The organism is Vibrio sp. 1F255 (assembly GCF_041439145.1).
GTDB classification, from domain to species: domain Bacteria; phylum Pseudomonadota; class Gammaproteobacteria; order Enterobacterales; family Vibrionaceae; genus Vibrio; species Vibrio crassostreae_C.
This window is the reverse complement of record NZ_JBGONQ010000006.1, coordinates 1-14,518: the sequence shown is the minus strand read 5'-3', so window position 1 is coordinate 14,518 and position 14,518 is coordinate 1. Positions and strand designations below refer to the sequence as shown.

Annotated in this window: 12 protein-coding genes; 1 reads left to right on the top strand and 11 read right to left on the bottom strand. The window is 44.8% G+C overall.

The genetic code is table 11. The annotated features are described in order from the left end of the window. Positions 1-66 precede the first annotated feature (66 nt). From ACED41_RS05630 to ACED41_RS05590, 9 genes are all read right to left on the bottom strand, one after another. Positions 67-1,950: a methyl-accepting chemotaxis protein gene (locus ACED41_RS05630; RefSeq protein WP_017070254.1), complete on the bottom strand. Its 1,884-nt coding sequence runs from the start codon at positions 1,948-1,950 to the stop codon at positions 67-69. Positions 1,951-2,273: 323 nt separating this feature from the next. Next, on the bottom strand, positions 2,274-3,845 hold the full coding sequence (locus tag ACED41_RS05625; protein WP_017060963.1) for a BCCT family transporter: 1,572 nt from the start codon (positions 3,843-3,845) through the stop codon (positions 2,274-2,276). A gap of 271 nt (positions 3,846-4,116) precedes the next feature. Next, positions 4,117-5,715 (bottom strand): BCCT family transporter, encoded by a 1,599-nt coding sequence (locus tag ACED41_RS05620; protein WP_017066829.1) that lies wholly within the window; start codon positions 5,713-5,715, stop codon positions 4,117-4,119. 169 nt (positions 5,716-5,884) lie between these two features. Continuing rightward, entirely contained in the window at positions 5,885-6,523 is a 639-nt protein-coding gene (locus tag ACED41_RS05615) for a response regulator transcription factor (RefSeq protein ID WP_017060961.1), read from the bottom strand. Beyond that, on the bottom strand, positions 6,516-7,871 hold the full coding sequence (locus ACED41_RS05610) for a cache domain-containing protein (protein ID WP_371724622.1): 1,356 nt from the start codon (positions 7,869-7,871) through the stop codon (positions 6,516-6,518). Before ACED41_RS05610 ends, ACED41_RS05615 begins: the two co-directional genes overlap by 8 nt. 104 nt (positions 7,872-7,975) lie before the next feature. Further along, the gene (locus ACED41_RS05605) at positions 7,976-9,259 is read right to left on the bottom strand and encodes a TRAP transporter large permease subunit (RefSeq protein ID WP_029235146.1); all 1,284 of its coding nucleotides are present in this window, start codon (positions 9,257-9,259) and stop codon (positions 7,976-7,978) included. Positions 9,260-9,268: 9 nt separating this feature from the next. Beyond that, positions 9,269-9,814, bottom strand: coding sequence for a TRAP transporter small permease subunit (locus ACED41_RS05600; RefSeq protein ID WP_017060958.1), 546 nt, complete (start codon positions 9,812-9,814; stop codon positions 9,269-9,271). Positions 9,815-10,011: 197 nt separating this feature from the next. Next, entirely contained in the window at positions 10,012-11,106 is a 1,095-nt protein-coding gene (locus ACED41_RS05595) for a TRAP transporter substrate-binding protein (protein WP_017060957.1), read from the bottom strand. Between the two features lie 553 nt (positions 11,107-11,659). After that, complete coding sequence (locus ACED41_RS05590) at positions 11,660-12,052, bottom strand: hypothetical protein (RefSeq protein WP_017060956.1); 393 nt, start codon at positions 12,050-12,052, stop codon at positions 11,660-11,662. A gap of 220 nt (positions 12,053-12,272) precedes the next feature. Between ACED41_RS05590 and ACED41_RS05585 the strand changes: the two genes are divergently transcribed. After that, a complete protein-coding gene (locus ACED41_RS05585) occupies positions 12,273-13,073 on the top strand; it encodes a DUF2982 domain-containing protein (protein WP_017060955.1) in 801 nt (266 codons plus the stop codon). 111 nt (positions 13,074-13,184) lie between these two features. Here the strand turns inward: ACED41_RS05585 and ACED41_RS05580 are convergent, their stop codons facing one another. Together ACED41_RS05580 and ACED41_RS05575 are read right to left on the bottom strand one after the other, a co-directional pair. Next, entirely contained in the window at positions 13,185-13,838 is a 654-nt protein-coding gene (locus ACED41_RS05580) for an MBL fold metallo-hydrolase (RefSeq protein ID WP_017060954.1), read from the bottom strand. Positions 13,839-14,043: 205 nt separating this feature from the next. Beyond that, positions 14,044-14,518, bottom strand: a 475-nt coding sequence (locus ACED41_RS05575; RefSeq protein WP_371724621.1) for a DUF882 domain-containing protein, incomplete at its 5' end; no start/stop codon positions are given.

The following is a 14,518-nucleotide window of genomic DNA, read 5'->3' as shown; positions in this document are numbered from 1 at the left end:
TAGTCTAGATGGTACAGATACATCAAAGCCCCAACCTAAGTCGGGGCTTTGTTATATTGGCTTCGATTACAGCTTGAAGCGGCTGATTTCGCTTTCTAGCTCGTGAGACAGTTCAGAAAGCTGCGCAGCTTGCTCTGCAGCTTGGTGTGCTTCGTCTGCTAGCTCGTTAGATACGTCACGGATTCCTTCAGTGTTACGAGTAATCTCAGACGTTACTGACGCTTGCTCTTCTGCAGCAGAAGCAATCTGTGTTGCCATGTCACTGATGCGTTCAACAGCAGCATGGATTTGCGTTAGGCTTGCAGCCGCTGAGTTCGCGTCATCAACACTGGTTTCAGCAAGTGTACGGCTATCGTTCATGATGTTAACCGCTTTGCCTGTTGTACCTTGCAGCAACTCAATCGTTTGTTGAATTTCTTGCGTTGAACCGTGTGTACGTTGGCTCAGAACTCGAACTTCATCCGCTACTACTGCGAAACCACGACCTTGCTCACCGGCACGTGCTGCTTCAATAGCGGCGTTAAGTGCAAGTAGGTTCGTTTGTTCTGCAATACCTTGAATGTTAGACAAGATAGCGTTGATGCTGTTGCCGTGCTCTTCAAGCTCGAGAATCACGTTAGTTGCGATTTGAACTTCTTGAGCAAGGTTTTGGATAGAGCTTTGAGTCTGTGTCACTTGACCAGTACCGTGCTCACACGCGCCAACCGCTTCAGATGAGTTCTGTGCAGTGTGGTCTGCGTTACCTGCGATCTCTTGTGTTGCTGCAGCCATTTCGTTAACGGCTGTTGCTACCATGTTGATCTCGTCTTGTTGCATTTGGATACGAGCACTACGTTCTTCAGCTTGAGAAGCCGTTTGACGTGCTTGGTTGCCTAGCGCAGCAGATACTTCGCTTAGCTTGATCACCATGGTGTGCATGTTACCCACAAAGCGGTTGAAGTTTGCTGCAAGCTGACCAATTTCGTCGTCGCTCTTAGGCTCAAGGCGTTGAGTAAGATCGCCCTCACCTGAAGCAATTTCTTCAAGTGCTGCTGAAACGCGGTTTAGGTCGCGGAATAGGAAGCTTACTAACCAAGACACGAGTACGATTACGATGAGCGTAATAACGACAGCAGTGATGATCAGCTGAGTAAGTAGCGTTGAGTGGTTCGCTTCTTCTGTTGCTTTGTCCATCTGAACCGCGAAGATCCAGTTAGTGTTAGGCACCTTCGTGAAGTAAAGCAGCTTGTCTGCGCCGCGCTCTTTGATGATCTCGATGCTACCCGTACGCACTGCGTTTTCGATGATAGGCATAGAGATATCGTTTGAAAGCTGGCTTACCGGCTTCAAGCTTAGTGCTGAATCTGGGTGTGCTAGAAATGTGCCGTCAGAGGCATCAATTAGCATTGCGTAAGCGTTGTCACCAACATCAAGGCTGATTACATCGTTAACCAACTGGTCGATCAGTACGTCTGCACCAACAACACCAACAAGTTGGCCATTGTGGCGAACAGGTTCTGCGATCGTTACTAGAAGTGCTTTGGTGATTGCATCTTGGTAAGCCGTAGTAATGATTTGCTTACCTGCAGCGTTTGCTTCTTGGTACCAAGGACGTTGACGAGGATCGTAATCTGCACGATTACGTTCAGGATGTGAACGGTACATTCCACCTTCTGGAGTACCTAAAAAGATATCGTCAAAGCCACCCGCTACACGAGCTTGTCTAAGGAAAGGAACAACATCATCCTCTCGTGAAAAGTCATTAAATGCTGATGCGATATCAGTACGGATATCAATCCAGTTTTTAATACCTTCAGATGCTGCTTCAGATACGCTTTCAGCTCGTAGGTATACGCCATTACGAGTCTGTTCAAATAATTGGTTTGCTGACAACCAAGTCAACGCTGTAGCCATAACGACAACAGCAGATAGGCTAGCGCCTATCAACTTCTGCTTTAGTGTTAGTTTCATGTCAAAGTTTCACGAGTGGTGGGAAATCTCGCGCATACTACCCAATATTAGTATTAAATTCGAGCGATTTCACAATTTAATATTGGAATATAATTTTAAGCAAACCATAAGCTTAAGTAATGTCAAATCCTTGGCTTATCGCCAAATTTAAGGCGGTGTTGTCTCTACGGTTATTAACATTTTTATCGCACTTCACATGCTTAAAAGAGACAAGAAAACACGGTAAAGAGGAAACAAAAAAGGCAGAAGAGTTTCCTCTTCTGCCTTCATATTATTTACCGTTCTACTGCGTATAAATTGCAGTAGATTTCAGCTTACAAAGCCTAGCGTTTTTCTGTACGCATACCCATTAGCAAGCTCACACACATCAGTAATAGAATGATGGTAAATGGTAATGCCGTCGAGATTGCACCCGCTTGTAGAGCTTGTACTGCTTCAGTACCACCAACCCACAATAGAGCCACAGCAATCGCACCTTCAAGGAACGCCCAGAACACACGTTGAGGCACAGGCGTATCAACTTTACCACCCGCGGTGATGCTGTCGATTACTAGAGAGCCTGAGTCAGACGATGTAATGAAGAATACTAGAACCAATACAACCGCAATGATTGAAAGCAGAGTCCCGAACGGCAGTGCATCAAACATTTGGAACATTGCTAGTGATACATCTGTTAGGCCGTCTTGACCAAGAATACCAACGTTATTCACGATTTGGTCAATCGCCATGCCACCGAATACTGACATCCAAATGATAGTCACTGTAGTCGGTACAATCAGTACTGCTGTGATGAACTCACGAACGGTACGACCTTTAGAAACACGTGCGATAAACATACCTACGAATGGAGACCATGAGATCCACCAAGCCCAGTAGAATACAGTCCAACCGTGCATCCACGTTTCATCTTCACGACCGTGAGGGTTACTCAACGGAATGATGTTTTCAATGTATGCCATCAATGTCGTTGGGATAGAACCTAAAGTCACCGCGTAGCCGATTAGAGCCACTAAGATAAGCAGTAGGAAAGCCACCAACATGTTGATGTTACTGATAACTTTAACGCCACCATCAATACCACGAAGTACTGATACTACCGCCAATAAAGTCACCGCTGTAATCACAATAACTTGCAGACCTAAGCCCGCTTCAATGCCGAATACATGCTGAATACCACTTGCCGCTTGTTGTGCACCAAGACCTAACGATGTCGCCAGACCAAATAGCGTTGCAAGTACAGCAAGAATATCAACAATGTGACCTGCCCAGCCCCAAGCTCTATCACCTAAAATTGGGTAAAAGATAGAACGGATAGAAAGAGGCAATCCCTTGTTGTAAGAGAAAAACGCAAGTGACAGTGCTACTACGCCATAAATCGCCCAAGGGTGTAGACCCCAGTGATACATGGTTGCGCCCAATGCCAGTTTTGCAGCTTCTGGTGTGTTTGGTTCAACACCTAACGGAGTTTCAAACCAACCCGTGAAGTAAGCCGCTGGCTCTGCCACACTCCAGAACATCAAGCCGATACCCATACCTGCGGCAAACAGCATCGATAGCCAAGAGAAGAATGAGTAATCTGCCGTCGCATCAACACCACCAAGGCGGATTTTGCCGTACGGAGAAACAATCAAACCTAAGCAGAAAATTACGAAAATATTACCCGACCAGATGAAAAGCCAATCAAACGAATTGATAATCTGGCCTTTAACGCCATCTAGCGCAGCCTTTGCTGAAGCGGTATCTGTAATAAGAACACCGATCAGGAACAAAGCGATAAGTCCCGCACTAATACCAAATACTGGGTTATGAACATCAAAACCCCATTTTTGGACGTTATCTTGACCGACAGTGTAATCCGTACTGTCGATACTGTATTTATCTATACCTTTAGTCATCATCCCTCTCTACGGAATTCTATTAGGGTCTATTGACCTCGTATTCCTTACTTACCTGCGACTTAATTACAAACTCGAACCTACGATCCAAGTAGTACAAGCTGTTGTCACAATAATTCAAATACTTGGATGTCTGAAGTTTAGCAGGTTAACTTGTTGTTTTCAGTAAACTAGAATCGGTTCGATGGAATTTCAAACAATATTCACGTAATTACTCAAGTTTATGACGAAAAAAAGGTCGACCCTGTCGACCTTTTTATCAAAAATACTTTTAACTCAAAGCATTTTGGTGCTTAACCAATTGATTTTCAGTTCGTAAACCTAGCAATAAGCTTAGGCACATAAGCAATAATATGAAGGCAAATGGTAGCGCCATCGATACCGTTCCAGCTTGCAGTGCTTGAATAGATTCCGTACCACCAACCCATAGTAGAACCGCTGCAATCGCGCCGCCCATCAACGCCCAAAATACACGTTGTGGAACCGGTGCATCCACTTTACCGCCAGAGGTAATGCTATCGATAACCAATGAGCCTGAATCAGAAGAGGTGATAAAGAACACCATAATCAAACCAATCGATACCACTGAAAGCACAGAGCTCATTGGCAGAGCATCGTAAGTATGGAAAAGAGAAAGTGTAATATCTTGCAGACCATTCACACCAATCTCGCCCACCTTGTTCGCCACTTGATCAATCGCGATGCCACCGAAAATAGCCATCCAGATGATGATTACTGTCGTTGGGATGAACAATACAGCAACGATGAATTCACGAATCGTTCGACCTTTAGAGATACGAGCGATGAACATGCCTACGAATGGTGACCAAGACATCCACCACGCCCAGTAGAATACCGTCCAACCTTGCATCCACGTTTCGTCATCACGACCGTGAGGATTGCTTAAGGGAATGAAGTTTTCAATGTAGCCCATTAGCGCGGTTGGGATTGCTTTAATACCCGCCATGCCACCAGCGATGGTAACGAAGATAAGTAAGCCCAAAGCAACCAGCATGTTCACATTACTCAGAAGCTTTACACCACCGTTGATGCCACGAACCACGGACATTGTCGCTAAGAAAGTAACCACTGCGATAACAATCAGCTGCATGCCAATACCGCCATCGGTACCAAATACATGGTTAATACCACTGGTCGCTTGTTGAGCACCTAAGCCCAATGAAGTTGCAAGGCCAAATAGCGTTGCAAGCACAGCGACGATATCAACAATATGACCAAACCAACCCCAAGTTCTATCACCCAAGATAGGGTAGAAAATAGAGCGGATTGATAGAGGTAAACCTTTATTGAAGGTGAAGAAGGCAAGCGCTAGAGCAACAACCGCGTAAATCGCCCAACCGTGCAGACCCCAGTTGTAGATGGTTGCACCAAGAGCCAACTTCGCCGCTTCAGGAGAGTAAGCTTCAACACCTAGTGGTGTTTCATACCAGCCAGTGAAATAAGCTACTGGCTCAGCAACCCCCCAGAACATTAAGCCAATACCCATTCCTGCGGCGAATAACATCGACATCCAAGATAGGTTTGAGTGCTCTGCTTTGGCATCATTGCCACCAATACGTATCTTGCCATACGGGGAGACAATGAGGGCAAAACAGAAAATTACGAAGATGTTTGCTGCCCACATGAAGAAACCATCGAAGTTACCAATGACTTTCCATTTGATTCCATCAAGCGCCGCTTTTGCGGTTTCAGGGTCTGCGACTAGAAGTGCCAACAGGAAGATAATGATCGCCCCTGCACTGATTCCAAATACTGGGTTATGAACATCAAAACCCCATTTCTGAACGTTATCTTGTCCTACTGTATAATCGGTATTTTCAATACTATACCTATCTTTTACAGGCTCCATGCTTCCTCTCTAATTTGCAGCGCACAGTTTGCAACATTGCATTCGGCGCTTAAATTTCGAAAAGAAGAATATCAACCTGTCGCAAAAATACTAAAAAAACCTCCATAAAGGAGGCGTAAATTACACATTTAGTAATTAAATTACACATTTAACGTTATTTAGCGTAAGATCAGTCCACAAGCCCGGAGCTGACCGCATATTTAGCAAGCTCTGCCGTAGAGTGAATATCGAGCTTATGCTTAATATTTTGCCTATGGGTTTCTACCGTTCGATAGCTGATATTCAGCGCCTTTGCGACCTCTTTACTGCTCTCCCCTTTTGCGACTAATTTCAGCACAGCCTCTTCACGTCTGCTCAATGGATTCTTGACAGATGGCGTGGGAGTAATCGGCTGAGTAAACAAATTCTGCGTGACTTTTTCACAGAAATAGGTCGATCCTTGATTGACCGTTTTGATTGCCTGTACCATTTTTTCAGCCGAAATCTCTTTCAACATGTAACCGACAGCACCCGACTGCATCACCTTCATGATGTATTCACGGTTGTTATGCATGGTCAGCATCAGGACCTTGGCTTCTGGGTCTTCTTCTTTAATCAGATGGGTGGCATCAATGCCATTCATGATAGGCATGCTGATATCCATCAACACCACATCAGGGCGCAGAGACTTAACGACCTCTACCGCTTCTAGTCCATTGCTGGCCGTACCTATCACGCTAATATCTGGCTCGAGTTCCAATCTCGCCATAAAGCCATCCAGTACCACTTGGTGATCGTCAGCAATCACAACTCGAATAACTTCACTCATTCATTAATCCCTCTAGTGTCAGTAACACTGTAATTTCCGTTCCGAGGCCAATCTCACTCATCAATTCAAAGTCACCACCGATGAACTCCACTCGCTCTCTCATGTTACGCAGCCCGATCCCTCGTTTTTCCATCGCTTTATAGGTGTTGAAACCGACACCGTTATCTTGAATCAGTAGTTGCAACACATTACCAATTTGCTGAGCGATAACCGTTACTTTGGTCGCTTGCGCGTGTTTCTCGATATTATTCAGCGACTCTTGCACCACTCGATACAAGGTTGTCGCAGCCTCAGATTTCAACTTACCCTGTTGAGTGCTAAACAAGGTTTCTACTTCAATACCCGAATGCGCCTGAAAATCTAACAACAATGAAGACAATGCCGCCTCTAAACCAATATCATCCAACGAACTTGGACGAAGTTGATGCGAGATGTGCCTCACTTCTTCGATTGCTCGCATCAGTGAATGCTGCGACTTATTCAAATGTGCTTTGAGGTCTTCATTTTGTAGCTTATTACCGAGCAGTTCTAAGTGGCAACGACTCGACACTAATAATTGGTTAATACCATCATGTAGCTCACGCGCTAAATGCTTCTTCTCGTCTTCTTGGAACATCACCGTCTTGTGCGCCAGTTCCTTTAGGTTGTTATCCGCAATCCGATGTTCATGCATGTTAATGGCCAAGGTCAGCACGATAATGACCGCAACCGTCACACTCAGAATCACCACAATCGAAAAGAACGTGGTTTCAATATTGTTGTTAATCGCAGCCTGCATCGAAGCCACTTCTTGGTGTACGTCTTCAATATACAAGCCGGTGCCAATCATCCAGTCCCAACGCTCTAACCAAGCGGCGTAGCTAAGCTTAGACACCACCTCACCCGTCGAAGGCTTTTGCCACAAATACTGGTGAAACCCGCCTCCGGTTTGCGCTTCTCTTAACAGAGCCTCTATCAGAAAATCGCCATCTTCATCTTGCAGTTGGAGTAGGTTTTGGCCTATCAATTCTGGCTGAATTGGATGAACCAAGTTGGTCCCGAGACGATCGTATGCGAAGAAGTACCCATCAGAGCCATATCTAAGTTTAGACAATATGGTTCGAACTTTTTTTTTGGCTTGGGCTTCTTGGATATTTGGATCGTTATAGACGTGTTCTATGGCGTCGAACGCGAGATCAACCGTGTCTTTGAGGGCGTTTTCACGCGACTTGATTAGGCTGTCTCTAAAGATCTCGACTTCTTTAGCGCCTAACGTCTTAGTCTGGTGCAGCGAGATCCAACTAATACTCGCCGTTACCAGCAGCAACGGGAGCAACGTCAGCAAAATCAGCTTGGCTTTTAGAGGCATTCCTTTCCCTCACAAAAAACGGCTTACTGAACATCAATAAGCCGTTTTACTTTAGCAATTTATAGATAGCCGTCGAAACATATCATTCACATTCTTGGCTTCACTCACATTCCATAGAAAGATGGGAAAGCGAGAAGTGATCCAAGTACGAGGATTTGAATCAGAATGAACGGCATCACACCTCGGTAGATGTCCTTAGTCGTCACGCCTTTCGGTGCTACGCCTTTTAAATAGAACAAACTAAAACCAAATGGCGGCGTTAAGAAGGAAGTTTGTAGGTTCATCGCAATAAGGATAGCGAACCATGTCATGTTGATGCCCATCAGTTCAGCAACTGGCGCAATGATCGGCACGATGATGAAACAGATCTCTACGAAGTCGATGAAGAAACCCAGAATCAGAATCACCAGCATGGTAATGATCAGGAAGCCCCATTTTTCACCTGGCAGTTGTAGCATCCACTCTTCAACCAGATAGTCGCCACCAGTGTAGGTAAACGCCATTGAGAATGCCGTTGCACCCAACAAGATAGCAAATACCATCGCCGTTACTTTCACCGTCTCTTTCGACGCCTCGTACACCATCGACCAACTAAATTGACCGTAAAGCAGTGCAAGTATCATCGCACCCGCGCCACCTAATGCGGCTGACTCTGTTGGCGTAGCAACACCTGCGAAGATAGAGCCCAGTACAACAATGATTAACGCTAGAGGCGGAAGAATCGCTTTCAGTGCATTAAACACTTCCTGCTTACGGCTGATGGAGTCATCACGTTCAATAGGTTGAGCCGCTTCAGGGTGTAGCTTTGCGTATATCAAGATATAAACGATGTACGCGCCGACCAGCATCACGCCCGGCCAAATCGCCGCTTGGAACAAGTCGCCTACAGGAACACCTAGAACATCACCCAATAGAATCAATACGATGGAGGGTGGAATGATCTGCCCTAGCGTACCAGACGCACAAATAGTGCCGCAGGCTAAGCCTTTGTCGTAATTGTACTTGAGCATTACAGGTAGGGAGATAAGTCCCATAGCAACAACAGAAGCACCAACCACGCCAGTAGAAGCCGCAAGTAGTGAACCTACTAATACGGTTGAAATCGCGATACCACCACGAACGCCGCCAAACAGTCGCCCCATAGACTCAAGCAACTGCTCAGCAAGCTTGGTCTTTTGTAGAACGAGCCCCATAAAAACAAACAATGGAACGGCCATCAGAACCGTGTTTTCCATAATGGATTGAATTCGATATGGCATGAAGGCAAACATTTCAATGCCCTCAGCCCAAACACCAAAGATTAACGCGATACCACCAAAGGTAAACGCCACTGGGAAGCCAAGTAAAAGCGCAAACAAGGCTACGAAAAACATTACTATTCCAATCATGTTCAGCCTCTACTTGTTTTTTGTATGAATATTGTTTGCATGGATAAGATGCGGATTAAAAATCTTATTCAGTGAATGCAGGATCAAACCTACGCCACTGAGTGCCATCAAAAAGAATGACAGCGGGATCATAGCTTTGATGATCCAGCGATACGGCAGGCCACCGGGATCGCCTGAGGTTTCACCCAGTTCATAACTCTCTTTGGCAACATCGATACCAAACCAAGCCACCAGCAGGCAAAACGGAAGTAGAAAGATAAGCGTGCCAAGCAGGTCAATAATCGCTTGTGCTTTAAAGCTCAGTTGCTCATAGAACACGTCAACTCGAACATGGCCACCAGCCTTGATGGCATAAGGAACACCGAGTAGGAAAACGGCGGAGAAAAGGTGCCATTCCATCTCTTGGAAGGCGATAGAGACATCGTTGAAGGCATATCTCATGACAACGTCATACACGACGTTGGCGATAAGTAAAATAAACAACATACTGGAAAGCCATCCCAGTGCGTCACCGATACGATTAAACAGGCGTTCAATATAAATTAGACTTCGCATTCCCGACTCCATGGAATTTGAAAAGACATCGCGCAGCTGAGGTAACGAGCTGTAGGACGTAGAAAAGGTTCTTGAGCGTAATACAGGATTTATCCTGCTTAGTTATTATGTTTTAAATGAACCCTCGGCTTATTCACTCTTAAATACTCAATAAGAAAAGCTTCGGGTTCATTTAGATTCAGTTCAACAACTGTCGATTATTTCGCTTGGCTATTTAGATAAGCTCTATGTGAAATATCCGTCCATGAACGTACTTGCTCTAGGTAGCTTGCTTGTGAAGCTTGAATCTCTTTTGCTAGCTCATCTTTCTCAGCATGTGCAGCCAGTAGGCGATCGTTCGCTTCTTTCAGAGCAGACATAACCTCTGGTGGGAAATCTTTCACTTGTACATCTGGGTATTCTGTCTTCATTGAAACCCAGTTCTTACCACTTTCGTGCGTTGCTTGTGTGTACATGTCGTAAGCCGCAGTACGCATTGCAACACGTAAGATTTCTTGTAGGTCTTCAGGCAGCTTGTTCCATGTACGCTTGTTCACTAGGAATTGAAGCTCTGAACCCGGCTCGTGCCAACCTGTGTAGTAGTAAGGCGCGATTTTGTGGAAGCCCATTCGTAAATCCAGCGATGGACCTACCCACTCTAGTGCATCAATCGTGCGACGCTCTAGAGACGTGTAAAGTTCACCTGGGGCAATGTTCGTCGGTTTAGCACCTAGCTCAGCAAGAATCTCGCCTGCAAAGCCCGGGATTCGCATTTTCAGACCTTGTAGATCTTCAACGCTGTTGATCTCTTTTTGAAACCAACCCCCCATCTGGATATCCGTGTTACCACCAGGGAAAGACATCAAGTTATGTGGAGAGTAAACCTGCTCCATTAACTCCATACCACCACCGTGATAGAACCACGCGTATTGTTCTGCTGGCGTCATACCGAAAGGCATAGAAGTGAAGTAAAGAGTGTTTGGAACTTTACCTTTCCAGTAGTAAGAGCCTGAGTGACCCATGTCGTATTGACCAGACTTAACCATGTCAAAAACGCCAAGAGGTGCTTTGTGTTTGTTTGCTGAATCGATTCTGATTTGCAGTCGACCATTCGACATCTTCTCAGCCATCGCCGCCATGTTTTTGGTTGCATCACCGAAAACTGGGAAGTTTGGTCCCCAAGTTTCCGCAAGTTTTAAACGGTAAACCTTATCAGCGGCTGTAGCACCAGTAGCGACCAAAGCTAAACAAGCCGCAGCAGTTACTGCAACGTTTTTAAAAACTCGTGTGAGGGAGTTAGAAATGAGACTCATGTTCACGTCCTTTGTTGGGTTAACACTCTTTCTATGAGCATTTTTTATGATTCAACATAAGAGTGCACCGTGATGAGGCAACAAGATATCAGGGAGAGCACGCACGCATGGCGTTAACAAAGTTACGTATTAGACCAAAGGATTAAGTAGAACTACGTAGGAGATGATTGAATAGTGTCGATTTCAAAGGAGTTTGGATATTCACCAAGGCAATGCGTATTGATAAATACCTAAGTATTAATAATTAAATACTCTTAACAATTGATTGCCATTTCGTGATGAAGCTCTATTCATTGCTGTATTTTAGGGGAAAAAATCAAGGCTTTGCTCTCTTGATCTACCTAGCTAACGCCCTAATTTAGTGCTTGCTGATTCGAAGCTCTGACACGAGACAACACTAATCAGTTAAGCCGTATATCGAATTGGAATTGAGATTATAGAGCCTAGGTTTAGGCTTGGATTTGGGCTCGGACTTGGCATAATGTGCCAGATACAAAAAAGCCTCGAAAATCGAGGCTTAAAAACTTAACGAAGCGAATGTAATCCCACAGGATTAGATAGCTTTGTAGATAACCTTGTTACCTGCTAGCTGCTCTTTCGCTACTAGGTTTTCTTCAAGAAGTTTTTTCAATGCGCCTGTTGCCCATGAAGCTGCTTTCGCGTCTTCTTGACCAGCTTCTAGGCCGATACCTTTAGGGTTAATGCCTTCAGCATTGCTAACAACGATGTCTAGAACTTGTTGTTGCTTAGGAGTCAGTGCTACTGCAACTTCTTTAGTTGCTGCTACTGCTTTCTCTACCGCTGGTTTTGCTGCTACAGTTTTTTCTGCTACAACTTTCTCTGCGACAGGCTTCGCTTTTTTCGGCGTTGCCACTGCTTTAACTACAGCCGCTTTAGTGCGTTTCTGCAGTTTAGCCTGCACCTTACGCTTATGAGCAAGTCTCATTGAATATTTCTCCAGTTCACTGCTCTTTTCGCAGTGGTGAAAATTTGAAGCGCGATTTATACCAAAAAACAGGAGCTATTTGTAGAGTGAAGCGTCGAAAGTCGACGAAAAATACCGATATTGTCTACTAGCGTCTATTATTTAAACATCGACTTATCAATTCAGGGTCATATACACTGGTTATCCATCCAGACAAAAATATGAAAACTTGGTGTTACCTATGGACACTCGTCACCTTAGTAATTTCTCTTTGCCTTCATTCACTCGCTCGTACCGTATCCTCGCCATTATTTTAGGCTTCATTTGCTTGATCGTTTCGCTCTACAGTGACAATCCAAAGTTACTGATCGTGGGTGCTTTTTGCAGTATTGCGCTTCTGGGAACTGGCTACTATTTGATGCTGCGCAGCCGAGTGATGTTCACACTTACCCCGACTCATTTTCAGCAGCACTTTTACAAAGGGGGTTGGGTTTTAAAATGGAGTAACATCCAAAAAATTGGTCTTTGCACTTATGAACAAGATGGTTGGCATCAACCTCTGCCCTGGGTCGGAATTAAAGTAAAAGATTACTCGCCCTACCTCGATTCGATTTGTCCTAAAATAACTTGTGAATTATTGCTCAGCCAACGAGCACTTTTGTACTTAGGAGCCAAACAAGCAGGCAAAGAGTCCAACTTTGAGGATATGGTTCTCGACTCATCGCATTACCATGCGCGTTGTACTGAAAGTGGCTGTGTCGAACTAAGCCAATACAAAGAGTCGCAGAATACCGACAACGTGAATTTCAACGATAACCAATCACAGGACAACCTTGATTCACCGAATGAGACAAACAGTCCAAACGCGGTGATTAAAAACTATTCTGGATTGCAGGCGATGCTTGCCAACAGAATGAAATATCAAAGGGGCTTCCACGGTTATGACATTTTCATATCAACCCATGATTTGAATATGAGTGGAGAAGAGTTTGTGGGGCTGGCTCGACGCTACTTGGCTGCCGCTGAACGTCTTTCTGATTAAGGTTTACCAGTAAGTTCACACACAATAAAAAAGCTTAGCTTTCAGGACAAAAGCTAAGCTTCATTTTCAATCAATCGACACAAATAATCGGTTGGAAAATCAAAGATTTAATTAGTACAGAGGCATTTCATCTGCGACGAACGGGTTTGATGCACGCTCGCGACCGAATGTCGATTCAGGACCATGGCCCGGAACGAATGTTACGTCACTGCCTAGTGGCCAAAGCTTAGTCTTGATTGAAGCGATAAGCGTATTGAAGTCACCTTGTGGGAAGTCAGTACGGCCAATTGCGCCGTTAAACAACACATCACCCACAAACGCTAAACGAGCTTGCTCACTGAACAGTACAACGTGACCTGGCGTGTGGCCCGGCGTGTGAATCACATCAATCACTTGATTACCAAAAGTGACTTTGTCGCCCTCTTCTAACCAAGTGTTTGGTTCAAAAGCTTTACACAGTGGGAAACCAAACATCTGACTTTGATTCTCTAGACCTTGTAGCCAGAAGTTGTCTGCCTTATGCGGGCCCACAATTTCAACCTTCAAGATCTCAGCAAGTGGTACCGTACCGCCAACATGATCTAAGTGACCGTGCGTCAGTACCAAGTTCACAACCTTAACACCGAGTTCTTCAATGATAGCCGCGAGTTGTTGAACATCACCGCCCGGATCGACAACGATGCCTTCCATGGTTTCATCACACCACACAATCGAGCAGTTCTGAGAAAAAGAGGTAACAGGTACAACTTGATACTTAAGAGACATATACAAACCTTAAAGAGCGAATCTGGTGAACAACTCGAATATCGCTATGTTATTGGCAACAAACCCAACAATAACAAACTAAACAGCAACAAACTGAGCAGCAATAAACCGAATTATTAGAACAAACTGAAATTTGGGCAAACTATGACATTGGATGTCTACTTTGACAAGTGCCTACCGTATCACTCAATAACTCAGCTTAGCTCTACCAGCTGCGAACTGGACCAGTATCAATGTGGATGAAGTTACTACGAGCGTAATAACCAACACCACCTGCTTGCAGACTTTTAGCTACGTCTCTCAGTTCCTTTAAATCAACACCATCGATACGAAAATCGATCGCTTTACCAAGCATGTGATAGCTCTTTTTAGCGACACCACTCGACTTAGAGCGCAACGCTTCGTTGGTTGCTGGAGAGCGGTAGCCAGAGATGATTTGAACTTCTTTTTGAATACCCAGTACATTTTGAATCTGAGTGATCTGATCAAACAGGTTCTTATCCATTGGATGAATCTCATTGCGGCGGAAGTCACGGCACAGTTTGCTAAGGCGTGCCATCTCGTCACCAACATAGTTAGTGCCATCGAAATAACAAGTCTCTAATCGTTCACCAGTGTGAAGATTGTTCATGCTAATCGTTCTTGGTTGATCCGGGTATGAAGCGAAAGCGATAGAAGGA

Excerpts from the sequence above, each read along its gene's own strand:
- ACED41_RS05600 (WP_017060958.1), bottom strand. The coding sequence starts at position 9,814 with ATGCGAAGTCTAATTTATATTGAACGCCTGTTTAATCGTATCGGTGAC.
- ACED41_RS05630 (WP_017070254.1), bottom strand. The coding sequence starts at position 1,950 with ATGAAACTAACACTAAAGCAGAAGTTGATAGGCGCTAGCCTATCTGCT.
- ACED41_RS05610 (WP_371724622.1), bottom strand. The coding sequence starts at position 7,871 with ATGCCTCTAAAAGCCAAGCTGATTTTGCTGACGTTGCTCCCGTTGCTG.
- ACED41_RS05580 (WP_017060954.1), bottom strand. The coding sequence starts at position 13,838 with ATGTCTCTTAAGTATCAAGTTGTACCTGTTACCTCTTTTTCTCAGAAC.
- ACED41_RS05625 (WP_017060963.1), bottom strand. The coding sequence starts at position 3,845 with ATGACTAAAGGTATAGATAAATACAGTATCGACAGTACGGATTACACT.
- ACED41_RS05620 (WP_017066829.1), bottom strand. The coding sequence starts at position 5,715 with ATGGAGCCTGTAAAAGATAGGTATAGTATTGAAAATACCGATTATACA.
- ACED41_RS05605 (WP_029235146.1), bottom strand. The coding sequence starts at position 9,259 with ATGATTGGAATAGTAATGTTTTTCGTAGCCTTGTTTGCGCTTTTACTT.
- ACED41_RS05595 (WP_017060957.1), bottom strand. The coding sequence starts at position 11,106 with ATGAGTCTCATTTCTAACTCCCTCACACGAGTTTTTAAAAACGTTGCA.
- ACED41_RS05585 (WP_017060955.1), top strand. The coding sequence starts at position 12,273 with ATGGACACTCGTCACCTTAGTAATTTCTCTTTGCCTTCATTCACTCGC.
- ACED41_RS05615 (WP_017060961.1), bottom strand. The coding sequence starts at position 6,523 with ATGAGTGAAGTTATTCGAGTTGTGATTGCTGACGATCACCAAGTGGTA.
- ACED41_RS05590 (WP_017060956.1), bottom strand. The coding sequence starts at position 12,052 with ATGAGACTTGCTCATAAGCGTAAGGTGCAGGCTAAACTGCAGAAACGC.